At 71.3% G+C, this 23,069-nt stretch carries 25 protein-coding genes; 9 read left to right on the forward strand and 16 right to left on the reverse strand.

What is annotated here, in order from left to right; genetic code table 11:
- Positions 1–48 precede the first annotated feature (48 nt).
- From secD to queA, 4 genes are all read right to left on the reverse strand, one after another.
- Entirely contained in the window at positions 49–2,772 is a 2,724-nt protein-coding gene (gene secD, locus AC162C_RS02800) for a protein translocase subunit SecD (RefSeq protein WP_484096220.1), read from the reverse strand.
- A gap of 108 nt (positions 2,773–2,880) precedes the next feature.
- Positions 2,881–3,246, reverse strand: a complete 366-nt coding sequence (gene yajC, locus AC162C_RS02805) for a preprotein translocase subunit YajC (protein WP_462973153.1) — start codon at positions 3,244–3,246, stop codon at positions 2,881–2,883.
- A gap of 44 nt (positions 3,247–3,290) precedes the next feature.
- Positions 3,291–4,406: a tRNA guanosine(34) transglycosylase Tgt gene (gene tgt, locus AC162C_RS02810; protein ID WP_484096221.1), complete on the reverse strand. Its 1,116-nt coding sequence runs from the start codon at positions 4,404–4,406 to the stop codon at positions 3,291–3,293.
- A gap of 25 nt (positions 4,407–4,431) precedes the next feature.
- Positions 4,432–5,370 (reverse strand): tRNA preQ1(34) S-adenosylmethionine ribosyltransferase-isomerase QueA, encoded by a 939-nt coding sequence (queA, locus tag AC162C_RS02815; protein ID WP_484096222.1) that lies wholly within the window; start codon positions 5,368–5,370, stop codon positions 4,432–4,434.
- 27 nt (positions 5,371–5,397) lie between these two features.
- Here queA and AC162C_RS02820 point away from each other — a divergent pair, with 27 nt between their 5' ends.
- Positions 5,398–5,883, forward strand: a complete 486-nt coding sequence (locus tag AC162C_RS02820) for a hypothetical protein (protein ID WP_462973156.1) — start codon at positions 5,398–5,400, stop codon at positions 5,881–5,883.
- 17 nt (positions 5,884–5,900) lie between these two features.
- Here AC162C_RS02820 and AC162C_RS02825 read toward each other — a convergent pair whose 3' ends face one another.
- The 3 genes from AC162C_RS02825 to AC162C_RS02835 all read right to left on the reverse strand — a co-directional run bounded on the left by AC162C_RS02825 (position 5,901) and on the right by AC162C_RS02835 (position 7,711).
- Positions 5,901–6,539 (reverse strand): SGNH/GDSL hydrolase family protein, encoded by a 639-nt coding sequence (locus AC162C_RS02825; protein ID WP_484096223.1) that lies wholly within the window; start codon positions 6,537–6,539, stop codon positions 5,901–5,903.
- 47 nt (positions 6,540–6,586) lie between these two features.
- Complete coding sequence (locus AC162C_RS02830; protein WP_484096224.1) at positions 6,587–7,189, reverse strand: GDSL-type esterase/lipase family protein; 603 nt, start codon at positions 7,187–7,189, stop codon at positions 6,587–6,589.
- Between the two features lie 204 nt (positions 7,190–7,393).
- Positions 7,394–7,711 (reverse strand): YbjQ family protein, encoded by a 318-nt coding sequence (locus tag AC162C_RS02835; RefSeq protein ID WP_462973162.1) that lies wholly within the window; start codon positions 7,709–7,711, stop codon positions 7,394–7,396.
- Positions 7,712–7,906: 195 nt separating this feature from the next.
- On the opposite strand from AC162C_RS02835, the gene AC162C_RS02840 reads away from it, so the two are divergent.
- On the forward strand, positions 7,907–8,383 hold the full coding sequence (locus AC162C_RS02840) for a hypothetical protein (protein WP_484096225.1): 477 nt from the start codon (positions 7,907–7,909) through the stop codon (positions 8,381–8,383).
- A gap of 88 nt (positions 8,384–8,471) precedes the next feature.
- Here the strand turns inward: AC162C_RS02840 and AC162C_RS02845 are convergent, their stop codons facing one another.
- The 3 genes from AC162C_RS02845 to AC162C_RS02855 all read right to left on the reverse strand — a co-directional run bounded on the left by AC162C_RS02845 (position 8,472) and on the right by AC162C_RS02855 (position 10,128).
- Positions 8,472–9,227: a hypothetical protein gene (locus AC162C_RS02845; protein WP_484096226.1), complete on the reverse strand. Its 756-nt coding sequence runs from the start codon at positions 9,225–9,227 to the stop codon at positions 8,472–8,474.
- Positions 9,224–9,472, reverse strand: coding sequence for a hypothetical protein (locus AC162C_RS02850; RefSeq protein WP_484096227.1), 249 nt, complete (start codon positions 9,470–9,472; stop codon positions 9,224–9,226). The genes AC162C_RS02845 and AC162C_RS02850 overlap by 4 nt, the downstream gene beginning before the upstream one ends.
- 233 nt (positions 9,473–9,705) lie before the next feature.
- Positions 9,706–10,128: a hypothetical protein gene (locus AC162C_RS02855; RefSeq protein ID WP_484096228.1), complete on the reverse strand. Its 423-nt coding sequence runs from the start codon at positions 10,126–10,128 to the stop codon at positions 9,706–9,708.
- A 420-nt stretch (positions 10,129–10,548) separates the two neighbouring features.
- Between AC162C_RS02855 and AC162C_RS02860 the strand changes: the two genes are divergently transcribed.
- Positions 10,549–11,967, forward strand: a complete 1,419-nt coding sequence (locus AC162C_RS02860) for an MBOAT family O-acyltransferase (protein WP_484096229.1) — start codon at positions 10,549–10,551, stop codon at positions 11,965–11,967.
- Complete coding sequence (locus AC162C_RS02865) at positions 11,967–13,235, forward strand: DUF459 domain-containing protein (protein WP_484096230.1); 1,269 nt, start codon at positions 11,967–11,969, stop codon at positions 13,233–13,235. Before AC162C_RS02860 ends, AC162C_RS02865 begins: the two co-directional genes overlap by 1 nt.
- 69 nt (positions 13,236–13,304) lie before the next feature.
- Here the strand turns inward: AC162C_RS02865 and AC162C_RS02870 are convergent, their stop codons facing one another.
- From AC162C_RS02870 to AC162C_RS02880, 3 genes are all read right to left on the reverse strand, one after another.
- Positions 13,305–14,702: a sensor histidine kinase gene (locus tag AC162C_RS02870; RefSeq protein ID WP_484096231.1), complete on the reverse strand. Its 1,398-nt coding sequence runs from the start codon at positions 14,700–14,702 to the stop codon at positions 13,305–13,307.
- 105 nt (positions 14,703–14,807) lie between these two features.
- Positions 14,808–15,512: a response regulator transcription factor gene (locus AC162C_RS02875; RefSeq protein ID WP_462973173.1), complete on the reverse strand. Its 705-nt coding sequence runs from the start codon at positions 15,510–15,512 to the stop codon at positions 14,808–14,810.
- A complete protein-coding gene (locus tag AC162C_RS02880; RefSeq protein WP_484096232.1) occupies positions 15,509–15,997 on the reverse strand; it encodes a hypothetical protein in 489 nt (162 codons plus the stop codon). The genes AC162C_RS02875 and AC162C_RS02880 overlap by 4 nt, the downstream gene beginning before the upstream one ends.
- Positions 15,998–16,606: 609 nt before the next feature.
- Here AC162C_RS02880 and AC162C_RS02885 point away from each other — a divergent pair.
- The gene (locus AC162C_RS02885) at positions 16,607–16,786 is read left to right on the forward strand and encodes a hypothetical protein (RefSeq protein WP_484096233.1); all 180 of its coding nucleotides are present in this window, start codon (positions 16,607–16,609) and stop codon (positions 16,784–16,786) included.
- On the opposite strand, the gene AC162C_RS02890 is transcribed toward AC162C_RS02885, so the two are convergent.
- On the reverse strand, positions 16,759–17,679 hold the full coding sequence (locus tag AC162C_RS02890; protein ID WP_484096234.1) for a sodium:calcium antiporter: 921 nt from the start codon (positions 17,677–17,679) through the stop codon (positions 16,759–16,761). The genes AC162C_RS02885 and AC162C_RS02890 overlap by 28 nt on opposite strands.
- 101 nt (positions 17,680–17,780) lie before the next feature.
- On the opposite strand from AC162C_RS02890, the gene AC162C_RS02895 reads away from it, so the two are divergent.
- Genes AC162C_RS02895 through AC162C_RS02905 form a run of 3 tightly spaced genes read left to right on the forward strand, consistent with a single transcriptional unit; the run spans position 17,781 to position 20,685 of the window.
- Entirely contained in the window at positions 17,781–19,040 is a 1,260-nt protein-coding gene (locus tag AC162C_RS02895; protein WP_484096235.1) for an ArsB/NhaD family transporter, read from the forward strand.
- Positions 19,040–19,486 carry a CBS domain-containing protein gene (locus tag AC162C_RS02900; protein WP_484096236.1) on the forward strand — a complete coding sequence of 149 codons (447 nt, stop codon included), beginning with the start codon at positions 19,040–19,042 and terminating at the stop codon, positions 19,484–19,486. Before AC162C_RS02895 ends, AC162C_RS02900 begins: the two co-directional genes overlap by 1 nt.
- Positions 19,483–20,685 carry a cation:proton antiporter gene (locus AC162C_RS02905; RefSeq protein WP_484096237.1) on the forward strand — a complete coding sequence of 401 codons (1,203 nt, stop codon included), beginning with the start codon at positions 19,483–19,485 and terminating at the stop codon, positions 20,683–20,685. The genes AC162C_RS02900 and AC162C_RS02905 overlap by 4 nt, the downstream gene beginning before the upstream one ends.
- A 12-nt stretch (positions 20,686–20,697) precedes the next feature.
- On the opposite strand, the gene AC162C_RS02910 is transcribed toward AC162C_RS02905, so the two are convergent.
- Both AC162C_RS02910 and AC162C_RS02915 read right to left on the reverse strand, forming a co-directional pair.
- A complete protein-coding gene (locus AC162C_RS02910) occupies positions 20,698–21,567 on the reverse strand; it encodes a 3-hydroxyacyl-CoA dehydrogenase family protein (protein WP_484096238.1) in 870 nt (289 codons plus the stop codon).
- A 60-nt stretch (positions 21,568–21,627) separates the two neighbouring features.
- On the reverse strand, positions 21,628–21,900 hold the full coding sequence (locus AC162C_RS02915) for a hypothetical protein (protein WP_484096239.1): 273 nt from the start codon (positions 21,898–21,900) through the stop codon (positions 21,628–21,630).
- Positions 21,901–22,066: 166 nt separating this feature from the next.
- On the opposite strand from AC162C_RS02915, the gene AC162C_RS02920 reads away from it, so the two are divergent.
- Positions 22,067–23,014, forward strand: a complete 948-nt coding sequence (locus tag AC162C_RS02920) for a LysR family transcriptional regulator (RefSeq protein ID WP_484096240.1) — start codon at positions 22,067–22,069, stop codon at positions 23,012–23,014.
- The last annotated feature ends 55 nt before the right edge of the window (positions 23,015–23,069 follow it).

Raw genomic sequence — 23,069 nt, forward strand, 5'->3', positions numbered from 1 at the left:
AGGTGTAGCAGAGATCGGTGCCGGGTACGACCGCGCGGTGCTCGGCCGTCAGCGCGCCCGGCCGTGCGGCCGCGTCGAACGACGCTGACGGCGCCGCTCGCGCTTCGCCGACGGCGGCGACGGCGCGGGAGGCGCCTCCTCGGCTCCGGCAGGAGCCGTCGCCACCGCGACCGAGGACGCCGGCTCCCCGGCGACCTCCTCCGCGGCGGCGGCGAGCGCACCGCCGACCGACTGCACGTCGGCGAGCGCCACCTCGTCGTCGCGACGGCGCGCGTACTCCGGCTCGCGCTCCTTGAAGACCGCGAGCAGCGGCGCACCGACGAAGATCGACGAGTAGGCCCCGGACCCGATCCCGACGAGCAGCGCGAACGCGAAGTCCTTGAGCGTGTCGCCGCCGAAGGCGAAGAGCGAGATGATCGGGAGGAGCGTGATGAAGGTCGTCGCCAGGGAGCGCGGGATCGTCTCCCACAGCGAGACGTTGCCGATGACGCGGAACGGCGCCCGCTTCATCAGGGGCATGTTCTCGCGGATGCGGTCGAAGATGATGATCGTGTCGTAGATCGAGTACCCGAGCACCGTGAGGATCGCTGCGACCGTCGCCGTCGTCACCTCCCGGCCGAGGAGCGCGTAGATCCCGATGGTGATCAGGACGTCGTGCGCGAGGGCGACGAGCACCGGTACCGCGAACTTCCACTGGAAGCGAACCGAGATGTACCCGACGATCAGGAGCAGCGAGACGACGATGGCGAGGATTGCCGAGTTCGCGATCTGACGACCGAAGCTCGCGGAGACGTTCTTCGCCCCGAACGCCTGCGCATCGACCTCCCGCTCGAGGCCGGACTGGAGCCTGCGTGTCTCGTCCGTCGTCAGCGTCTCGGTGCGGATCTGGAAGTCCTGGTAGCCGCCGTCTCTCGTCGCTCCGCGTCCCTGGATCACCGCGTCGGCCTGGCCGACGTCCCCGGCGACCGCGCGGACGTCCTCGAGTGCGACCGGAGCGGGCGTCTTGAAGCTCAGCTGCGTCCCGCCCTCGAAGTCGATGCCGAGGTTCAGCCCCTTGATCCCGATCGCGAGGATCGCGATCGCGAGGACGACGGCGGAGAAGCCGAACCAGTAGCGCCGCAGCCCGATGTAGTCGAGCTTGAGCCACGACGGGATCCCACCGCCCGATGCTCCCATCAGGCGCGGGTTGTCGAGCAGGCGCAGGCCGGCGAGCACGGCGAGGAACGCGCGCGTGGCGAGCACGGCCGTGAGCATCGAGATCGCCGTCCCGATCAGCAGCATCAGCGCGAAGCCCCGGACGCTCGAGGTGGCGACGGCGAACAGGACGAGGGCGGTGATCGCGGTGACGACGTTCGCGTCCACGATCGTCGCGAAGCCCTTCGAGTACCCCGTCGAGATCGCGGCCCGGATCGACCGGCCCGCGCGGGCCTCCTCCTTGATGCGCTCGAAGATGACGATGTTGGCGTCGGCCGCCACCCCCAGTGTGAGCACGAGCCCGGCGATGCCGGGCAAGGTGAGCGTGACGTTGAAGAGCAGGATCGTCGCGTAGAGGAACGCCGCGTAGACGAACAGCCCGAGCACCGCGACGACGCCGAGGAACCGGTAGACGACGAGCAGGAAGATTACGACCGCCAGGAGGCCGATCAAGGCCGCACGCTTCGCCTCGTCGAGCGAGTCCTTGCCGAGCGTGGCGGAGATCGCCGTCTGGTCGAGCGTCACGAACTTCACGGGCAGCGCGCCCGTCTGGAGCACGATCGCGATGTCCTTCGCCTCGTCGAGCGACTGGAGCCCCTGGATCTGGGCGCGACCGCCGCCGATGCCGCCCGAGAGCGACGAGTCCGTGTAGTCGATCTGCGGCCACGTCCTGATCTCGCGGTCGAGCACGATCGCGAAGTGCTGCGGCGCCTGCCGGACGCGTCCGCGGATCCACTCGTCGCGGGTGATCTCCTCGAACTTCTTCGCGCCCCGGTCCGTGAACTCCATCGTCACGATCGGCGCTCCGCCGCCACCCGGGCTCGTGTCGAAGTCCGCACGGGTGCCGGAGAGCTTGAGGTCGGCTCCCGTCATCTGCGGGATCTCCGGCGGCTCGTACTTGAACAGGTACCAGGAGCGCTGGTTCCCGGGCTGCCCCGGGCACACCACGGCGTTCGGGCCGCAGGTGACGGCGACCGTGCCCTCCGGCGCGGCGAACAGCTTGTGCCCCTTCGGCAGCTTCCCGTCCCACTGCTCGAGCGCCGCCTCGCGCGTGGCGACCGGGCCGACGAGCAGCTTCTTCTTGGCGTTGAAGACGTACCACTGGTCGGGGTTCCCGGACTCCGCGACCGACTGCACGCGCGCGAGCAGGTCGTACAGCCTGGGCGTCGGGACGGGGTTCCCACGGGCGTCGATCGACGGGCCGGTGAGCGACGTCTCGAGATCGTAGAGCTCGAGCTGGGCGGTCTTCCCGATCACCTTCGCCGCCGCCTCCGGGTCGCGGACGCCGGGGAGCTGGATCGTGATCTGGTCGCTCCCCTGCTTCCGGATCTCGGGCTCGGCGACACCGAGGCGGTCGACGCGGTTGCGCATGATCTCGACCGATCGATCGAGGTCGTCGTCGGTCAGCTCACGGTCGGCCGGTGGGACCGCCTGGAGCGTGACCTCGAGCCCGCCCTGGAGGTCGAGCCCGAGCGTCGTCTCCTTGTGCAGTGGGCTCGCAGGGATGGCGAGGAGCGCGACGCCGACGAGGGCGGCCACGACCAGCCCGAGGACGATGATGGCTGCGCGACGTGTCACGATCCGGCGGTCAGGGTAGCGGTGCCCGTGTTGGAACGGTGTTCAGGCGGGTGCATGCACACGGATTCCTCACGAGTGGCAACGACCCCTTCTTCGGCGCACCGAGGCTCAGGACATGCGCTTCTGCGTCGCCTCGAGGCTGGCGTCGCCCTCGGGGACGGTGACGAGCTCGTCCTCGACGGCGTCGGCGTCGCCCACGACCTCGTCGTCCTCGTCCTCGTCGGGCTTGACGACGGTGCCGACGGCGCGGCGTGCGATGCGCACCTGGATCCCCTCGGCGATCTCGACGACGAGGTCCTCCTCCTCGTCGATCTCCTGCACGATGCCGTACAGGCCGCCGACGGTGAGGATCTCGTCCCCGACGTCGATCGACGAGAGCATCTGCTGCTGCTTCTGCTGCCGCGTCCGCTGCGGGCGGATCAGCAGGATCCACAGCAGCACGAACATGGCGACGATGATGATCAGACTGGCCACGGCTCTCCCTGGGGCTCGGTCGCCCCGATCGCTAGCTCCATAGATTATGCAGAGGCGGCGCCGTGGAGTCGCGCGAGCGCCTCGCGACGGTACCGATCGAAGTCGCCGCGCAGGATCGCCTCACGGGCGCCGGCCGTGAGCCGCAGGACGAACCAGAGGTTGTGCTGGGTGAGGAGTCGCAGCGCGAGAAGCTCCTCCTGGTTCACGAGGTGCCTGACGTAGGCGCGCGAGAACCGCGTGCACACCGGGCACCCGCAGCCCTCCTCGATCGGCCCCGGATCCCGCACGAAGCGCGCGTTCCGCAGGTTGAGCCGGCCGTCCGCCGTGAGCGCCGTCCCGGTGCGGGCCATGCGCGTCGGCAGCACGCAGTCGAAGATGTCGATCCCCCGCGCGACGACCTCGAGAATCCCCTCCGGGTCCCCGAGCCCCATGAAGTACCGCGGCCGGTCCGTCGGAAGGAGCGTCGCGGCCCACCCCACGGTCTCCAGCATCTCGGCCCTGCTCTCGCCGACCGCGAGCCCGCCGAGCGCGAACCCGTCGAACGGCAGGGCGGTCACCTCGGCGATCGACCGCCGGCGGAGGCCCTCGTCGGTCCCTCCCTGCGCGATCGCGAAGCGCAGCTGACCCGGCCCCCGGGGGAGCTCGAGCTGCCGCTCCGCCCAGATCGTCGTGCGCCGCACCGCCTCCTCGTGCTCCTCGTGCGTCGCGGAGGCCGGAGGACAGATGTCGAGGCACATCGCGATGTCCGACCCGAGCCGGCGCTGGATCTCGGCCACCGACTCCGGCGTGAACCGCTCCGCCCGGCCGTCGTAGACCGAGCGGAAGGTGACCCCGTCGTCGTCGACGGCGAGCAGGGTGTGTCGCAGGGAGAAGACCTGGAACCCACCCGAGTCGGTGAGGATCGGCCCGTCCCAGCCGGAGAACGCGTGCAACCCGCCGAGCTCCTCGATCACGTCCTCGCCGGGACGGAAGTGGAGGTGGTAGGTGTTCCCGAGCACGACGCTGGCGCCGAGCGCACGCACCTCGTCGGGATGCAGGGTCTTCACGGTCGCCTTCGTCCCGACCGGCATGAACGCCGGCGTGGGGATCGGGCCGTGCGCGGTGGAGATCACACCGGCACGGGCGTGGCCGTCGGTGGCCTCGAGCGAGAACGCGCTCACGTCCGGGACGGTACGCGACCGCCGCTCACAGGATCAGCATCGCGTCGCCGAACGAGTAGAACCGGTAGCGCTCCGCGATCGCGACCTCGTAGAGCCGTCTCGTCTCCTCGATGCCCGCGAACGCCATCACGAGCGCGAGCAGCGTCGACCGCGGCAGGTGGAAGTTCGTCAACAGCGCGTCGACCCGCCGGAACGCGAATCCCGGCGTGATGAACAGGCTCGTCCTCCCGCGGAGCTCACCGCTGCGGGCGACCGTCTCCAGCACGCGCGTCGACGTCGTCCCGACCGCGAGCACCCGCTCCGCGGCGGCGATCCGCGCCCACGCCGCCTCCGTCACCTCGTAGCGCTCGCCGTGGAGCTCGTGCTCCTCCACGGTCTCGACGGCGAGCGGACGGAACGTGTCGAGGCCGACGTGGAGCGTCACGCGTTCGTGGTCGAGACGGGCGAGCAGCGCGGGCGTGAAGTGCAGCCCGGCGGTCGGCGCCGCGCCCGAGCCCGCCTTGTTCGCGTAGACGGTCTGGTAGCGATCCTGGTCGCTCAGCGGGGCGTGGATGTAGGGCGGCAGCGGCATCGTCCCCCGTGGCTCTCCCTCGAGGCGCACGATCCACCGCCCGCCGCCGAGCGGCGCGACGAGCTCGACGGGGCCGAGCCGCTCGCCGCGCCGGAGTCGTCGTGACGGTCGGGCGAGCGCCTCCCACTCCCGGCTCCCCCGGTACTCGACGAGCAGCACCTCGACCGCTCCGCCGCTCGACCGGCGCAGGCGGAGGCGTCCCGGGACGACCCGGGAGTCGTTGACGACGGCGAGGAGGCCGTCGACCTCGGCGGGCAGGTCACGGAACGTCCGATGGCGGATCTCGCCGTCGGCGCGCCGGTACACGAGGAGCCGAGACGTGTCGCGCGGCTCGGCGGGGTGCTGCGCGACGAGCTCGTCGGGCAGGTCGTAGTCGAGCTCGGACGATCTCATCCGACGGCCAGAGTAGCCTTGCCGGCCATGGACGATCAGGCATTGGAGCGGGCACGGAAGCGCGTCGCGGAGTCGCGGGAGACCCGCTTCGAGACGACGAGGATGGAAGCGGCGCTCGTCCGCGCGCGCGCGCAGATCGATGCGCTCACGGCGGCTGCGGACGAGCTGCAGTCGCAGCTCCCGGACCAGGTCGGTCTCGCCGTCGAGGAGGGCCTGCGCCGTCAGGTCGTCCCGGTGGCGCGGACGCTGGCGGAGATCAAGGGGCTCGTCAACCAGGCGAACCGCCGGCTCGAGCGTCTCGAGCAGGAGGTGCTGGCGGAGCGGGCCGCGCGGATCGACGACCTCTCCGTCCTCGTCGACCTCGTGGCGAGCGGATGGCGTGGCGTGGACGAGCGGCTGCGGCGCATCGAGCAGCACGGAGCCGAGGCGGAGACGGGCGGCGTCGTGCCGCTGCCGCCCGGCGCTCGCTCCGCGGACGCCGCGACGCACTCGGCGTACGCGCAGGCCGGGTAGCCCGGCCAACGGAGGGCTCAGCCCGCGGCGACCCGCGGCAGGTTGGCGGTCCCGGCCGCCTTGAGCACGTACGGGCGGAGGAACGCGGCGAGCGCGGTTGCGCCCGCGGCTGTGAGGTGGAGCCCGTCGCTCCCGAACCACGGCTTGCCGCGGCTGTAGGCGTTCCAGTCGGCGACGACGAGGTGCGGCCAGCGCTTCGCCGCCGTCTTGATCGCGACGTTCGTCCACCGGTACGTGTCCTGCGTCTCGCGGAGCGTCACCCAGACCACGCCGGCGGCACCCTGTGCGAGCGCCGCCCGCATCACCTGGTCGATCCCCTGCCGGTACCCCTGTGCGGACTCGTTGTAGCCGACCTTGACGATCAGCACGTCGCCCAGAGCCCGCCCGTAGCCATGCACCGCCTCGAGGGCGGTCGTCGGCCGGGATCCCTGGTAGGGACAGCCGGTCGTCACGAGCCGCCGGCAGACGCGGAGGTCGAGCTTGACCTTGAAGCCGCGCCTCAGCTGGGCCTGGGCGGTGGACGCGTAGTAGATCGACGCGGCGACCGAGTCGCCGACGAAGGTCACGCGGATGGGCTTCTTCGCGTCCGCGGCGGTGACGCTCGCGGTGAGGGCCACGGCCAGGGTGAGCGAGGCGACGACGAGCAGGCGGCGCACGCCGGTGACCGTAGCGGGCGCGCGTGAACCTTCCGTAAAGGCGCCCGTCACGACACCGGCTCCGACGCCGGATAGCAGTCCTCCGCCATCCGTGCGACCTGCGCGGCGCGCGCCGCGTACCCCTCGGGGCTCCCGTGGACACCGTCGGGCGCGAGGAGCTCGGGGCGGGCCGCGACGAGGCTCGCCCAGTCGGCGACCTCGAGCGTGCGGTGACGGTCCGTCGCGTCGCGGAGGACGGCGTTGAAGCCCTCGTTCGGACCGTCGCGCCAGATCGTCGACCAGACGACGCAGCGCGTCGGCCCCGCGGCGCGGATGACGTCGTCGACGAGACGACGGAAGCCGTCGACGTCGTCCTGCGGGTCGTTCGTGCCGAGGCTGACGACGACGACGGGGGCGAGCTCGGCCTGCATCCGCTCCAGTTCTGCGAGCCCCTCCTCCCCCCTGCGCCCGACGACGTTGTCGTTCGCGATCGTCCACCCGTCGAGCTCCTCGGCGACGTACGGCTCGATGCCGACGTTGAGCGAGTCGCCGACGAGGGCGATGCTGCCGGTGCGCCGTGGGCCCGAGTCGTCACCGCGCGTCGCCACGGCGACCAGGGCCGTGCCGGCGAGGCCGACGAGCAGGGCAGCGACGATCGTGAGCTTTCGCATCGAGGAGGGGCGCCACCGGGCGGCGGTGGGGCGTGGGACGATCGCGTCCCAGGGTAGCCGCACGGCCAGCCGTCCCGAGGCCGCACGCCGCCGGTGACGGCGCTCCGGACGGAGAGGGCCGCCCGCCGGTCGTCGCACCCTGGGTCTCGTGGCCGTCGAGCCCGCGGGCGATCCCGCGGCATGCGCCGACCGTCGACGCGATCGTCAGCCGAGCTTCACGGCGGTGCCGCTCGCCGCGACCATCAGCATGCCCCCGGTGCCGACACTCTCGTAGTCGATGTCGATGCTGAGCACGGCGTCCGCCCCGAGGTTCTCCGCCCCGTGCGTGAGCTCCGTCATCACGTCGTTCACCGCCTGCGCGATCTCGCCCTCGTACGACTTCGAGCGGCCGCCGACGATATTGCGCATCCCCGCCATCAGGTCCTTGCCGACGTTGATGCCCATGATCGCCTGCGAGGAGACGACACCGAGGTACTGCTTGACCGGGCGTCCTTCGACGGCGGGTCCCGTGGTGAGGATCATCGTGTGCTCCTTTCGTGGAGGTCGCGACTTCCGAAGCCCGCATCGTGCCAGGGCGTCGTGAATGATCGCGAAACGACCGGCTCTGGCGCGCAACCCTTCGGGACACACGGCTTGCGGGACGGTGAGTAGATTCCCAACGGCGCGTCGGCGGCGCCGACGCGCGGTGACGCATCCTCGAGCGACAAGGAGCACCGGATGGATTCCAGGAACCGCCTGACGGACGACGAGTGGGACGCGCTCGCCGCAGGGCCGGTGGCCGCAGCCGCGGCGATGCTGGCGACGAGCAGGCCGGGCTTCGTCGGCGCCCTCAAGGAGTCGCTCGCGGGCGGTCGCGCCACGACCGAGATCCCGACCGACGCCGAGGCGCATGATCTGATCGAGGCGCTGGCGGAGCACGTGCGGGAGCACGAGGAGGTGACCCGTGCCTTCCTCGAGACGGGCGACGAGGACGATCGCGAGTTCAAGCGCACCGCCGGCCTCGACGGAGTCGACCGGGCGGGGCTCGCCGCGAGGAAGCTCTCTCCCGGCGAGGCCGAGGGCTACACGGGCTGGGTGCTCGGCGTCGCGCGTGCGATGGCCGAAGCCGCCCCCGACTCGGGCGAGCGCGAGCCGGTGAGCGCGGACGAGGAGCACACGATCGTCGAGATCGAACGGCGCCTGCGCCACGGCTGAGGCGCGGCGCGCTCCGTCCACCGCGGGCCGCGCAGCGCCCTGCCCCGGAGGCCACGCACCGCCGGCTGCCCCCGACCGGCCGGAGCCGTCAGTCGGCCCGGGCCGACGACCTCCCGGTCTTGCCGCCGATCAGATCCCACGCACGCTCCTTGCGAGGGCGCCAGCGTGCCTCGTAGCGTGCGTACCGCTCCTCGGAGCGCACCCGCTGCTTCGAGTCGGGCGGATAGCGGCGACGCGCCCAGATCGAGCTCGGCTCGGCGAGCCTGATCGCGCCGACGAGCGAGACGAACGGCGCGAACACGCCGAAGGTCGCCATGAAGAGCTTCCCCTTGAGCGCCGCGACGACCACGAACGCGAGGTTGACCGCGATCGCGATCGTGATCGAGACCCGCGACCCCTCCGCGCCGCCGGTGCCGAGCGGAGCCGCATGGAGCAGGAAGAGCGCCCCGAGGGTGACGGCGACGACGACGGCATCCACCGACTTGCGGCCCTCGCGCTCCCAGTAGACGTCCTCGAGGTGGAAGACGAGCGCGAACTCGTCGAGGACGAGCGCCGCTCCCGAGCCGAACGTCGCGGCGAGCAGAAGCTGGAGGAAGCCCTCCTCGAGGAGGAAGGCGAACTGGAGCGCGCCGGCACCCAGCGCGAGCACGAGCCCGACGACGAGATGGTGCATGTGCACCCTGCCCACGTGGGCACTGCCCCACCCGCGGACGCGCGCGATCCGCGTGTAGCCGCGGGTGATCGCGAAGGTGACCAGGAAGGCGACCAGCATCACGAGGGCAGGCTCACGGCCGCTCTCGTAGACGCCGGACTCGTAGCCCGGGATGAACCGGAACAGGTTCACGAGGCGACCCCGGGGATCTCCCGGGCGACGGCGGCGACGTCGCCGACCCCGGCGAGACTCGCGAGCGCGTCACTCATCGACGCCGACGAGACGACCCAGCCCACCGCCTCGGCGACCTTCTCCGCGAACCCGTCGCGATCGACGAGGACGCGGCTCGCGTCGCCCGCCGCGGCGGCCCCGAAGGTCGCCATGCCCTCGAGAGCGACGTTGACCACCGCGAGCCCGGTGCGCAGGCTCCAGCTCATCCAGGCTCGTGCAGGCGTCGCCGCCGGAGCGTCACGTCACCACCGGGGAGGCGCCGATCGGCCTCGGCACGGACGTTCCGGCGTCGCCACGAGCGGCACGGCACCGGCCCCGTGCACCGCCGTGGTCGTCGTCGGCGCCGCGGGCGAGAGCCTGCCCGGGGCGACGACCGCGAGACGTCGGGCGGGGGCACCCACGCACCTCGGGGCACCCCCGCCCACTCGTCCCGGAGAGATCACGCCGTGCGGGACCGTCCCTCGAAGAACTCGTCAGCGCGCGGGTTGAAGAGCAGCCAGAGCACGAACAGGGCGACGGCGATCTGCCAGATGCCCTGCCAGAGGTAGTGCCCGTTCCACCAGAACAGAAGCCATACGCCACCCGCGACGTGGAGGATCTCGAGGATCGCGACGAGGATACGCGCCCAGCCGCCGCCGGTCCAGAGGCCCCAGGCGACGAGGAGCGCGAGCGCTCCCCAGATGATCGCCATCACGCCGTACGTCGCCACGGTGCCGCTCGACTGATCGATGTGGCTGAGCAGGGTGTCGCTGTTCTTCTCGACGATCAGGCCGATGCCCACGGCGAGACCGATGATCCCCTGGATGGTGGCGATGACGGCGACGACGGTCACGCCGACCGGCCTTCCGACTGCTGTGCTCATGCGTGTCCTCCCTGGTGGGTGTGCGAATCGACGGTTGTCTCGGTTGCTACGACCGCGACGGGCATTTTCCTACAAGACGTTTGGAGAAACAGGCCGTACCCCTTCTCAGCGCAGCAGGTTTGCCCGACCCGGTGGAGGTTTGCACGACACGCGCCGAGCGCTGCGAGGACCCGCCGGCGTCGCCGAGCACGCCGAGCGCCGGCATCTTCAGGCGCCACGCCCGTCGAGGCCGTGCCTTCTGGCCGCGAGGCTATAGTCGCCGTCGGTCGCGCCGTGCCGGCTCGGGCCCGCGCCGGCACGGCGCCGTGATCGGTCGACGACCGATCGGCCTCTCCACCCGACCCGCCACCGACCGGACGCACAGGAATCGACGAGCCCGAGGCGCGCCCCGCGCCCTCGACTCGCCAGCCACCGCGCAGGATGCTCTTCCCCACACCGACGTTCGCGCTGTTCTTCCTCGCGGTGCTGCCGCTCTCGTGGCTGCTGATGCCGCACGTGCACCGCTGGCGGCCGTTCATGATCGTCGCGAGCTTCGTCTTCTACGCGGGATGGGACTGGCGCTTCCTGTTCCTCCTCGCGGGGGCGACGCTCTGGAACCAGGTCCTCGCCGTCCGCATCTGGCACACGGAGAGCCCCGGGCGCCGCAAGGCGCTGCTCGTGCTCGCGCTCGCCGGGAACCTGGGAGTGCTCGGCTACTTCAAGTACTACGACTTCTTCGTCGAGTCGCTCGACGGCGTCTTCTCGCTCGTCGGGCTCGACGCCCCGCTCGAGGTCCGCACGATCGTGCTCCCGGTCGGGATCTCGTTCTACACGTTCATGGCGATCAGCTACGTCGTCGATGCGTACCGCCGGGACTTCAAGCCGACGTCGCTCGAGAAGTTCGCCGTCTACCTCTCGTTCTTCCCCCATCTCGTGGCCGGCCCGATCGTCCGCCCGGGCGAGCTCATCCCCCAGCTCGACACGCCCCGCAACCCGCGGCGGGTCGACACGAGCCGCGCCTTCTACCTGATCGCGACCGGCCTCTTCAAGAAGGTGGTGATCGCGAACTACCTCGCGTCGAGCATCGTCGACGAGGTGTTCGCGGCGCCGGGACAGCACTCGTCGCTCGAGATCCTGATCGCCGTCTACGCCTACGCCGTCCAGATCTACGCGGACTTCTCCGGGTACACGGACATGGCGATCGGGATCGCGCTGCTCCTCGGGTTCTCGTTCCCGCGGAACTTCGACTCGCCGTACGCGGCGACGTCCGTCCAGGACTTCTGGCGGCGCTGGCACATGACGCTCTCGCGGTGGCTCCGTGACTACGTGTACATCCCGCTCGGGGGGAACCGCCGCGGGTCGATCCTCACGTACCGCAACCTGATGCTGACGATGCTGCTCGGCGGCCTCTGGCACGGGGCCGCGTGGACGTTCGTCGTCTGGGGCGGCCTGCACGGGGGCGCGCTCGCGTTCGACCGCTGGCGCATGCGCCGCCCGGGGCACGTGCCGCCCGAGCGGAGCCGCCGACGCGTCTGGCTCGCACGGATCCTCACCTTCCACTTCGTCTGCTTCGCCTGGATCTTCTTCCGCTCGGAGTCGTTCGGCGCCGCCTGGGACATGATCACCGGGCTCTTCACCGGCTGGGGTGAGGCATCGCCGCTCGTGACGTTGGGCGTGCTCCTCGCGATCGCCGTCGGCATCGGTTCCCAGTACCTCCCGGCGCGCATCCCCGGGCTGATCATGGCGCGGTTCTCGCGGCTTCCGGTGCCGGCACAGGCGGTCGTGCTCGCGTTCGCACTCGTGCTCACGAGCGCGATGGGTCCTGAGGGCGTGGCACCCTTTATCTACTTCCAGTTCTGATGACGCAGACCGAGATCCCCAAACTCCCGCCGCTCCGCGACGGCGACGCCCTCGAGCCGGAGCGCTCCGTCGAGCCTGCCGGCGATGCTCCCCCGCCCCCGTCGCCGCCCGACGAGCCACCGACCCGTCCTCGCAGCCGCGCCCGCACCGAGCGCCGAGACCACCGGTCGAGGCCGCCGGCACCCGAGCCGGAGCGCCGGCTGTGGAGCGCGGGGCACGGCCTCGTCGTGATGGTGCTCGCGCTCGCGCTCGCCTTGCTCCTCAACGCTCCCGGCGCGCACAAGCGGGCGTTCAACGAGCCGGACGGCTGGAAGCGCGACGTCGCCCTGGCGATCACCGGGCCGCTCGAGTGGGTCAGTCACGCCCTCCTTCTCGACCGACCGCGGGCCGCGGTCCAGGCGGCGATCGGGCGCAGCGGCGCCGACGAGATCGATACCGACGTCGGCATCGACGTCGCAGCACCGACCACGCCGGCGGCCGCCCAGGGCTCCGCGGGGTCGTCGGGAGCCGCAACCGGGTCGACGCCGCCGGCGGCCGGCACCGCCGCGGCCAAGCCTCCGGCGAAGCCCGCGTTCTCGCCGCAGCGGAAGCTCCGGATCTGGGTCGCAGGCGACTCGCTCGTGATCACGCCCGGCTATGCGATCGTGCGGGCGGCCGGCGCGAGCGCGGCGATGGAGACGCTCGGTGTGGACGGCCGCGTGGCGACGGGCCTGACGCGTCCCGACGTCTTCAACTGGTTCCGCGAGATCCGGTCGCAGCTCGCGAAGCGCAAGCCGAACGTCGTCGTGCTCGCCTTCGGCGGCAACGACGACAAGGCGTACATGACGGGAGTGCCGGACGACGTCTCGATCGGGCGCTTCGGCGACGGGGCATGGCAGAAGGAGTACCGGCGGCGCGTCCGGGCGCTCTTCGACGCGGCCGAGCGGGCCGGAGCGCACACGGTGTGGATCGGGCTTCCGCAGACGCGGAACGCCGAGCAGACGGCACGCTTCGACGTCGTCAACGCCGCGGTCGCCGCCGAGGCGAACCGGCGACCGGACTCGGTGACGTACGTCGACACGTACCTGCTCTTCGCAGGTCGCGACGGCGGGTTCGCCGAGGCGATCGCCGGGCCGGCGGGTGACACCGTCAAGGTACGGGCGAGCGACGGTGTGCACTTCGAGCGCTCGGGCGGAGACATGATCGCCCGCGAGGTGCTGAAGGCGCTGAACCAGAAGTTCGACCTCACGAGCTGGAAGACGAAGCAGAAGCAGGCAGCGAGCGGCTGACCGCCTCGACCGGAGGCGCTCGCCCCCGGAACGCGTCGCCCCGACCCGTCGGGCGCCCGGCCCCGACGTCTACGCCGGCGAGCCCGGGAGGACGAGCCGGAAGCAGCTCCCCTCGCCGAGCGCGCTCTCGAGCTCGATCCGGCCGCCGAGGGCGACGGCGAGCTCTCTGGCGATCGGCAGCCCGAGCCCCGTGCCCTTCGTGTCGGTCGAATGAAACGGACGGAAGATCTCCTCTCGCTCGTCGTCGGGGATCCCGGGGCCCGAGTCGACGACGTCGACCCGGACGGCGCCGTTCCCCTGCCACAGCGAGAGCTCGACCGCTCCGTTGTCGGGCGTCCAGCGGAACGCGTTCTGGAGGAGGTTCGTGATCACCTGCAGCACCCGATCGCCGTCCGTGAGCAGCACCGGGCCCGAGCCCGCGGTCGTCAACCGGTAGTCGATGGCGCGGCGCCGCGCCTCGTCGCCGAACGCGCCGAAGGCGTGCTCCACGAGTCGCTCCATGTCGACCTCCTGCGACTGGACGGTGAAGCGGTGGGCGCGGAGCTTCGCGAGGTCGAGCACGTCGCCGACGAGCCGCTCGAGCCTGTTCGCCTCGGCGGCGACGACCGACAGCGACTCCTCCATGAGCTCGGGGTCCTCGACGAGCCCGTCCTGCAGTGCGTCGACATGGCCCTTGATCGCGGTGAGGGGCGTCCGCAGCTCGTGGGAGACGGTCATCAGGAACTGGCGCTCCCGCTCCTCGGTCGCCGCCAGGCGCTCCGCCATCTCCCCGAACCGCTCGGACAGGTGGCTGATCTCGTCGCTCCCGCGCACCGGCGGAACCGTGACGGCGTAGTCCCCGGCGGCGATCTGGTCGGCGGAGCGCGAGAGCACCAGCACGGGCTCGGTGATGCGCCGCGAGAGCCACCAGGAGAGCAGCCCGGCGAACACGGCGCCCACGCCGAAGGCGATCGCGAGACGCGGGATCAGCGGCGTCCACTGGTCACGGAGCGCCGTCTGCGGCTTGGCGACGATCACGGCCCCGAAGGGCTCGGTCTCGGGCTCGAGACGGAGCGGCTCGGACGCCGCAAGGTAGGTCCGGGACTCCTCGGGCGGAACGAACTCGAAGGTGGTCGGCTCGTCGAACACCGCAGCGTCGCCCGGAAGCGCCGCCTCGGGGATCCGTTGCAGGCCCGACTCCTGGCCGGGGAAGACGCTGACGCCCACGTAGAAGAGGCGGTCGCCCGTCGCCAGCTCGAGCTTCTCGGCGGCGAAGTCCGGAGCCGCCGCACCCTCGTCGGCGGCACGGAGCGCCGCATCCGCGTACAGCTGCGACAGGCCGGCGGCCTCGCGTTGCAGCTCCTCGAGCGACTGCTCGTGGGTGTAGCCCTGGAAGAGGCGCAGCGCGATCGCCGCCGCGAGGAGGCCCGAGAGGAGGATGCCGAGCAGGAACAGGGCCGGCAGCCTGACGCGCAGCGACCCGAGCATGATCTCCTAAGGGTAGGCGCCTGCGGGAACGCCCGGTGGCGATCGCCGGCCGAGGGGCGGCCCGTCACCGCCGGGCGGGCGGCCGAGCGGTGGGCCCCAGCTCATCTACGACGCCGCGGCAGGGCTGCGCTCGGACCCGACCTTGTAGCCGACGCCCCACACGGTCACGATCGGCGACGCGTCTCCGAGCTTGCGCCGGATCTGCCGCACGTGCACGTCGACGGTGCGGGTGTCGCCGGCGAAGGTGTAGCCCCACACGCGCTCCAGCAGCTGGTCGCGTGTGAGCACGAGCCCGCGGTGGTCGAGCAGCTCCCACAGCAGGTCGAACTCCTTCGGCGCGAGCTGGATCTCCTCGTCGCCGACGAACACCTCCCGGCGGCCGGCGTTGATCAGGAGGTCGCCGTGGCGGATCTCGGCACCCTCGTCACGACGTCGGTCACCGCTCGTGCGGCGGAGCACCGCCTTCACGCGGGCCACGAGCTCTCGCGGGTTGAACGGCTTCGTGAGGTAGTCGTCCGCGCCGACCTCGAGGCCGATGATCTTGTCGACGTCCTCGTCACGGGCCGTCAGCATCAGGATCGGCACGTCGGACGTCTTGCGGACCCGCCGGCAGATCTCGATCCCATCCATGTCGGGCAGGTTGAGGTCGAGGAGGATGAGCGAGGGCATCTCGCCCGCGACGGCGTTCAGTGCCGCGCCGCCGGTCGTGGCCGTCCGCACCGTGTAACCGGCGTTCTTCAGGTACAGCGAGATGAACGACGCGATCGAGGTCTCGTCCTCGACCACGAGGACGTTGGAGGCCCCGTTCACGACGAGGCTCCGCTGACCGGCGCGAGCGTCACGTCCAAACCGTACGCAACACGGGTGACGACCTCCGGCAGCGGCTGCATCTCGTCGTCGTCGATCGCGTACGTCCCCGCGGTGCCCGTCTGATCGGGATCGGCCTCGATCGTGACGATGCCCTGCCCCCGCGCGGAGACGTTGAGACCCTCGCCGCGGAGGACGATCCGGAAGCGACCGCCGGGGATGAAGACGCTCACCTCGCGGCCGCGCATCCCGACGACGCGCCCTCGAGGGACGCCGTTGACCCGCGGGCTCCACTGATCGGCCGGCGTCAGGTCGACGATCTGCAGCGAGCCACGGTCGACCCGCGCGAGGAGCACTCCCCGCCCCTTGATCGTGATCTCTCCACGAGCGTCGGTGAACGCGATCGAGCCGACGGGCGCCCGGGCGGCGAGTACGCCGGCGGGAACGGCGAGCAGGAGCACCAACGCGATAGCGGCCAGTCGGCCCATACGCCCCAGTATGGGGTCCGGTCCGGGTCAATAGGTGAGTTGGCGGTTAGGAATCTGTAAGCCGCACCCCGTGCGGACCGTGGACGCAGAGTCGCCCGATGGACGTCGGGTTTCCGGAGGCGCTGCTGATCGTCGGCGGCCTGCTCGTGGTCGCCGCAGCCCTCTCGGGGTGGCTGCGCGGAGCGGTCCTCTCGATCTCCGTGCTCTCCGTGACCGCCGGCCTCGTGCTCGCGTACGAGGGCGTGTACGCGCTCGGACTGGCCCTCGCGGCCTTCGGGATCGCGGAGCAGGCCGGCTGGGCCAACGGGCTGATCGCCGTCTTCGTGGGCGGTATCGCACTGGCTGTCGCACGCCACGAGATCCCCGACGACTTCCTCGAGTTCAACGAGAGCCTGAGCGCGCTCTTCCAGGTCGTCACGTTCACGGTGTTCGGCGCCCTCATCGTGACGACGGGCCGGAGCGGCTCAACCGCTCGGCTGGCCGTGTTCATCGCGTTCGCGCTGCTCGTCGCGCGGCCGATCGCGGTGCTGCTCTCGTTCTCGCGGGGACGCGAGCCGCTCTCGCACAAGCTCTTCATGGCACTGGTTCGGCCCGAAGGGGGTGGCCTCGATGCTGTTCGCGCTGTTCGTGCTCGCATCGACCGACCGCAACCGGACGCTCGTGTTCGACGTCGCGTCGTTCACCGTGCTCGTGTCGATCCTCGCCCACGGCTTGACGGACCCCGTCGGCGCGGACCGGCTGGTGCGACGGCTGGAGCGCGGTCAGTCGGCGCCGATGACGACGACGTAGGCGAGCAGGTACGCGCCGAGGCAGACAGCGGCGCTCCGCCAGTCGTGCCGGCGCCGCCAGAAGAGCACCGAGCCGACGAGCGCCACGGCCGCCAGCGAGTAGAGGGAGGCGACCACGGCGAGCCGGGCCGTAACCGCTGCCGGCGCCACGATCGGGCCGACGCCGATCGACAGGGTCGCGTCGACGAGCGAGCTGCCGAGCGCGTCGCCGAGCGCGATCCCCGGTGCTCCCCGGGCCAACGCCGTCAGATCGACGGCGATCTCCGGCGCCGAGGTTCCCATCGAGGCGCCGAAGAACGCGAGCAGGAACTCCGGAACGCCGACCGTCTCGGCCAGGTCGACGAGCGCCCGCACGGCGATCGTCGCGCCGAAGCCGACCACGCCGAGCGCACCGAAGAGCACCCCGATCTGCAGGCCCATGTGCGAGATCCGCACGTCGGGCGGCTCGTCGACCTCGCCGCCCCCCACCACGCGGGCGACGATCACGATCGCCACCACCCACGCCGCGACGAGCAGGATCCCGTCGAGACGACCCAGGTAGCCGTCCGACGTCAGGATCGCCGTCAAGCCCAGCCCGGCCGCGGTGAGCGCCGTCACGATCCCCACCTGCCGCCGCGAGACCGCGATCACCGCAACGATGATCGGGAACAGACCGAGGACGAAGGTGTACTGGGTCAGGGTCGAGCCGACCGAGTCGCCGACGTTCACGTCCGCTTCGTCCTGGAGGTGGGCTGCGATCGAGTTCGCGATCTCCGGCAGGTCGGTCCCGATCGAGACGAGCACGACGCCGACGAGGAACGCGGGCGCGTTCAGCGCCGCCGCGATCGCCCGCGTGTACCCGACGGCGAGGTCGCTCGCACCGATCGCCAGCGCGAGGCCGACGAGCACGAGCACGATCTGAACGACGACGTCGATGGCGATTCTCTCGGTGAGCGCGCGCCGGTAGGCGCGCAGGGTCAGGAGATCCTATGCGAGCATCTCGCTAGGCTCGCCTGATGGACATCGTCGCTCTCGTCATCTTCGGCGTCGCACTGGCCGTGATCGCGTTCGAGTGGGCGCACCGCACGAAGGTCGTGCTCGCGGGTGCAGCCCTCATGGTGCTACTGGGCATCCTCGACCAGGAGCAGGCGATCGAGTCGATCGACTGGGCCACGCTCGGGCTCCTCGCCGGGATGATGATCATCGTCGCGCTCGTCGAGCCGACCGGGGTCTTCACGTTCCTCGCGTTCAGGGTCGCACAGCTCTCGCAGGGCAACCCAGTCGCGTTGCTCTTCCTGCTCGCCGGGATGACCGGGGTGCTCTCCGCGTTCCTCGACAACCTGACGGCGATCCTCCTCGTGGTCCCGATCACGCTCCTGATCGCCGACGTGCTGCGGATCTCGGCGATCCCGCTCGTCCTCACCGAGGTGATCGCGAGCAACATCGGCGGCACGGCGACGCTGATCGGAGACCCGCCGAACATCCTCATCGGCGCGCGGGTCGACGAGCTCTCGTTCAACGACTTCATCGTCAACCTCGCCCCCGTCTCGCTGCTGACGCTCGTCACGGTCACCGGCCTGCTCGCGCTCCTCTATCGACGCTCACTCACGGTCGATCCCGAACGGGCCCGTGAGATCGCCAAGATCGACGCCGCCCGCGATCTCCGGCAGGCGCGCAACGTCAAGCGCAGCCTCGCCGTGCTCGGCGGGACGATCGTCGCCTTCTTCCTCCACGTGCCGCTCCACGTCGAACCGGCCGTCGTCGCCCTGGCCGGAGCGACCGTGATGCTGATCGTCGCCGCCGACGACGTCGAGAAGGCCTTCGAGCGCGTCGAGTGGGCGACGCTGTTCTTCTTCGTCGGGCTGTTCGTGATGGTCGGCGGGCTCGTCGAGCGCGGGATCATCGACGACGTCGCCACCTGGCTCGCCGACGTCACGGGCGGCTCGTCGGTCGCACAGGGAATGGTGATCCTCTGGGGCAGCGCGGGCGGCTCCGCGCTCGTCGACAACATCCCCTTCACGACCGCGATGCTCCCGGTGGTCGAGCGGATCCAGGGCGCCGAGTTCAACGAAGGCCTGTGGTGGTCGCTGTCGCTCGGCGCCTGCTTCGGCGGCAACGCGACGATGATCGCCGCCGCCGCCAACGTCGCGGCGACCGGCATCCTCGACCGAACCGGTCGCAAGGTCAGCTTCGTCCGTTTCCTCGCAGTAGGGTTGCCGGTGACGATGGTGTCGCTGTTGATCGCGTCCGCCTACCTTCTCCTCTTCCAACTCTGATGGAGCTGCGGAAGCTCCCACTCGTCGATGCCTTCGTTCCCGAGACGGCGACGTTCGCCGCGGCGGTGAAGGAGCTGTTCGCGGCACAGGTGCCGGCCGTCGCCGTGCTCGACGACGACCGCCGTGTCGTCGGCATGCTCGGCGAGCGCGACGTGGTCGCCGCCCTCTTCCCGCGCTACCTCGCAGAGCTCCGGCACACGTCGTTCCTCCCGGACGAGGCCCTGGGGCTCGACGAGCGGGCGCAGAGGGCGCGCGACGAGCCGGTAGGCACGTACGCGCGGCAGGTCGAGACGCTCGACGCAGGAGAGAGCCAGACCCACGCCGCCGAGCGATTCATGCACACCGGGGAGCAGGCGCTCCCCGTCGTCGACCACGGCCGCTTCGTCGGCATGCTGTCGATGGCTGCGCTCTGCCACGCGCGACTCGACCGCGTCGCCGACACGTGATCCCACTCGCGGCGGGCGCCGGTGTCGCCGACGCGCTCCTCTCCCTCTTCCTGATCCTCCTCGCCGCGAAGATTGGCGACGAGATCTTCAAGCGGCTCGGCCAGCCGACGCTGATCGGGGAGATCCTCGCGGGCGTTCTCGTGGGGCCGGCCGTCCTCGGCCTCGTCGAGCCGAGCGAGGTGATCGACGTCTTCGCGGAGCTCGGCGTCGTCTTCATCCTCTTCTGGGTCGGCCTCGAGACGCGCATCCACGACCTGCTCGGGGTCGGCCGGTCGGCCACGCTCGTGGGGGTGCTCGGAGTGATCGTCCCCTTCGCCGGGGGGTATGCGATCGCCGCCGCACGCGGCGAGGACGCCGCCACGTCGCTCTTCTTCGCCGCCGCGCTCGTGGCGACGAGCGTCGGGATCACGTCCGCCGTGCTGATCGGGCTCGGGGCGCTCGAGACCCGCTCGGGGCGCACGATCCTCGGCGCCGCGGTCGTCGACGACATCCTCGCGATGCTCGTCGTCGCCGTGGCGAGCGCGATCGCTGTCGGCGGCAGCGCGAGCATCGCCGAGCTCGTCGTCGTCGGCGCGATGGCACTCGCCTTCGTCGCGTTCTTCGCGCTCGGCGGGACGCGCTTCATGCGTCGCTACCCCGGGGTGCTCAAGGCACCGCGCTTCTCGGAGTCCCCCCTGCTGCCGGCCGTGATCCTGTGTCTCGGGCTCGCAGCAGTCGCCGCGGAGATCGGCCTCGCCGCGATCATCGGGGCCTTCCTCGCCGGGATGATGGTCGCCGAGACGAAGGAGCAGCACCCGATCGAGGAAGAGGTGGCCCCCCTCTACGCCTTCTTCGCGCCGTTCTTCTTCGCCTCGATCGGGCTGCAGCTGGATCTGGGGAGCTACGCGCGCGTGACGGTGATCGGCGTGATCACGCTCGTGACCGTCGTCGCCGTCGTGACGAAGGTCGTCGGCGCCTACGCGGGGGCGCGCGGGCTGAGCCGGCCCGAGGCGCTGTTCGTCGCCGTGGGGATGGTCCCGCGCGGAGAGGTGGGGATCATCGTCGCCGGCATCGGCATCGAGGCCGGGGCGCTGGGCGACGAGGCATTCGCGATCATCGTCGGCATGGCCGTGCTCACGACCGTCGTCGTGCCGCCGGTGCTCCGTGCCCTCGCGGCGCGGCTGCCGGACATCCCATCGGCCGCACCGGCGCCCCGCTAGCGCCCGCTGCGGCTACGCGCCCGGGGCGTCGCCGTACCGGTAGAACCCGCGGCCGCTCTTGCGGCCGAGCAGCCCCGCGTTGCGCATCGCGACGAGCCTCGGCGGCGGAGCCATCCGGGGCTCGCGCAGCTTCTCGTAGAGCGCCTCGGAGGCGTGGACGTGCACGTCGATCCCGACGAGGTCGACGAGCGTGCACGGCCCCATCGGCCAGCCCGCCCCCTTCGTCATCGCCGTGTCGAGGCCCTCGGGGCTGACCCGCGCCTCGTCGAGGACGCGAATGCAGTCGTTGAGCAGCGGGATCAGGATGCGGTTGACGACGAAGCCTGGAGTGTCGTGGCAGCGCACCGGTGCCTTCCCCATCCGCTCGGCGACCGTGAAGCCGGTCTCGAACGCCTCGTCCGACGAGAGCTCCGCCCGCACGATCTCCACGAGCGGCATCAGCGGCGCGGGATTGAAGAAGTGCATGCCGATCACGCGCTCGGGCGCGTGGGTCGCAGCCGCGATCTCGGTCACCGACAGCGCAGACGTGTTCGACGCGAGCACGGTGTCCGGGCCGCACACGTCCTCGAGCGCGGCGAAGAGTTCCTGCTTCGCTGCGAGCTCCTCGACGATCGCCTCGATCACGAGGTCGCAGCCTGCGAGGTCGTCGAGCGCGGTCGTCGTCCGGAGCCGCCCGACGGCGGCATCGCGGTCGGCGGTCTCGAGCTGGCCCTTCTCGACCTTGCGCCCCAGGAAGTGCTCGATGCGGGCGGCGGCGACGTCGCAGAGGTCTGCGGAGACCTCCCGGCCGACGACGTCGTACCCGGCCTCGATCGCGACCTGCGCGATCCCCGCGCCCATCGCCCCGAGCCCGACGACACCGATCGAACGCACCTCCGCCACGAGGCCGATCCTAGACGAGGGACGACGGCGGGTGGCCGCCGACACCCGCGTGCCCGCCGGCTAGGCCGCGACCGCGTGGAGCTGCCGCGCGCGCAGGCGGAGGAGCTCGACGACGTCGAACGTCACGCGGAAGGGATCGCCGAACGACGTGCCGTCCGCCCCGATGAGCGCGACGACCTCTCCGTCCACCTCCGCCACGAGCAGATCACCGCCCGGCACGCGCCGCCCTGTGAGGTCGGCGAGCCGTCGGATCGCAGCCGCGTCCGCGGGGAGGGGCCGCCGAATGGCGATCTCCGTGCGGCTCTCGACCGCGGACGCGAGCGACAGCGGCACGCGCCTGCTCATCCGAGGTAGCGCCGGCGCCGGGAGACGTCGTCGACCCGGGAGTCCACGCCTGCGACGAGCGACAGGAGCGCGAGGGCGACGATGAAGACGATCACTGCGATTGCCATGCCCTCATGATGCCGGTGCGCTATCATCAGTACAAGTCGAGGTCGTGATGACAACGATCACTGAACCTGATAACTGGCTCGGCGTCGAGATCCGCCATCTCGCGGCGCTCGAGGCGGTGGCAACCGCCGGTTCCTTCGGGCGCGCAGCCGAACGGCTGGGGTACACCCAGTCGGCAGTGAGTCAGCAGATCCAGACGCTCGAACGCGTCGTAGGCGAAAAGCTCGTTGAACGACCGGGTGGCCGTCGCGGCGTCTTCCTCACCGAGGCGGGCACGCTCCTGCTCCGGCACGCGGAGGCGATCGTCGCCCGTCTCGACGCCGCCCGCGCCGACATGACGGCCCTGCGGGCCGGCGAGACCGGCACGCTCCGCCTCGGGACGTACCAGAGCTTCGGCGCCCGCGTCCTCCCCGAGGTGATGCGCGAGTTCCGGACGGCGTGGCCCGGCATCGACCTCGTGCTGTCCGAGCCGACCACCGATCCCGAGCTGTACGGGGCGGTCGAGTCCGGCACCCTCGATCTCGCGTTCTGCAGCCCTCCCCTGCCGGAGGGGCCGTTCGAGGCGCTCGCGCTGGCGAGCGACCCGTACGTGCTCGTGGTGCCGGCGGATCACCCGCTCGCGGCACGCTCGTCGGCATCGCCCGCCGACGTCGGGGAGCTCCCCCTGATCGGGGCGACCGCGTGCGCGAGCGGCCTGGTCGCCGACAGCGCACTCCGCGAGGCCGGCTTCACGGTGGAGTACGGGTTCCGGTCCGACGACAACGGCACCGTCCAGGGGCTCGTCGCCGCCGGGTACGGCGCCGCCCTCGTGCCGCTGCTGGCGGTGCTCCCCGGGGACGACCGCGTCCGGGTGCTGCGCCTGAAGCCCGTGATCCCGCGCCGCGTGATCGCCGTCGTGTGGCACCGCGACCGACACCGGTCGCCCGCCGCCCGCGCCTTCGTCGAGATCGCCGAGGACGTCGCGGTCCGCGTCGAGCGCGAGCTCGTCGAGCCGTAGCGCCGTCGAGGGCGCCACACGGGCACCGTCGTCTGCGCCGGACCGACGCCCGACG

It is taken from the genome of Gaiella sp., from assembly GCF_057140465.1.

What these genes read in the sequence shown, in the direction of transcription:
- queA (WP_484096222.1), bottom strand. Translation starts at nt 5,370, where the DNA reads ATGAGATCGTCCGAGCTCGACTACGACCTGCCCGACGAGCTCGTCGCG.
- AC162C_RS02820 (WP_462973156.1), top strand. Translation starts at nt 5,398, where the DNA reads ATGGACGATCAGGCATTGGAGCGGGCACGGAAGCGCGTCGCGGAGTCG.
- AC162C_RS02830 (WP_484096224.1), bottom strand. Translation starts at nt 7,189, where the DNA reads ATGCGAAAGCTCACGATCGTCGCTGCCCTGCTCGTCGGCCTCGCCGGC.
- AC162C_RS02835 (WP_462973162.1), bottom strand. Translation starts at nt 7,711, where the DNA reads ATGATCCTCACCACGGGACCCGCCGTCGAAGGACGCCCGGTCAAGCAG.
- AC162C_RS02840 (WP_484096225.1), top strand. Translation starts at nt 7,907, where the DNA reads ATGGATTCCAGGAACCGCCTGACGGACGACGAGTGGGACGCGCTCGCC.
- AC162C_RS02850 (WP_484096227.1), bottom strand. Translation starts at nt 9,472, where the DNA reads ATGAGCTGGAGCCTGCGCACCGGGCTCGCGGTGGTCAACGTCGCTCTC.
- AC162C_RS02855 (WP_484096228.1), bottom strand. Translation starts at nt 10,128, where the DNA reads ATGAGCACAGCAGTCGGAAGGCCGGTCGGCGTGACCGTCGTCGCCGTC.
- AC162C_RS02860 (WP_484096229.1), top strand. Translation starts at nt 10,549, where the DNA reads ATGCTCTTCCCCACACCGACGTTCGCGCTGTTCTTCCTCGCGGTGCTG.
- AC162C_RS02865 (WP_484096230.1), top strand. Translation starts at nt 11,967, where the DNA reads ATGACGCAGACCGAGATCCCCAAACTCCCGCCGCTCCGCGACGGCGAC.
- AC162C_RS02870 (WP_484096231.1), bottom strand. Translation starts at nt 14,702, where the DNA reads ATGCTCGGGTCGCTGCGCGTCAGGCTGCCGGCCCTGTTCCTGCTCGGC.
- AC162C_RS02880 (WP_484096232.1), bottom strand. Translation starts at nt 15,997, where the DNA reads ATGGGCCGACTGGCCGCTATCGCGTTGGTGCTCCTGCTCGCCGTTCCC.
- AC162C_RS02885 (WP_484096233.1), top strand. Translation starts at nt 16,607, where the DNA reads ATGCTGTTCGCGCTGTTCGTGCTCGCATCGACCGACCGCAACCGGACG.
- AC162C_RS02895 (WP_484096235.1), top strand. Translation starts at nt 17,781, where the DNA reads ATGGACATCGTCGCTCTCGTCATCTTCGGCGTCGCACTGGCCGTGATC.
- AC162C_RS02900 (WP_484096236.1), top strand. Translation starts at nt 19,040, where the DNA reads ATGGAGCTGCGGAAGCTCCCACTCGTCGATGCCTTCGTTCCCGAGACG.
- AC162C_RS02920 (WP_484096240.1), top strand. Translation starts at nt 22,067, where the DNA reads ATGACAACGATCACTGAACCTGATAACTGGCTCGGCGTCGAGATCCGC.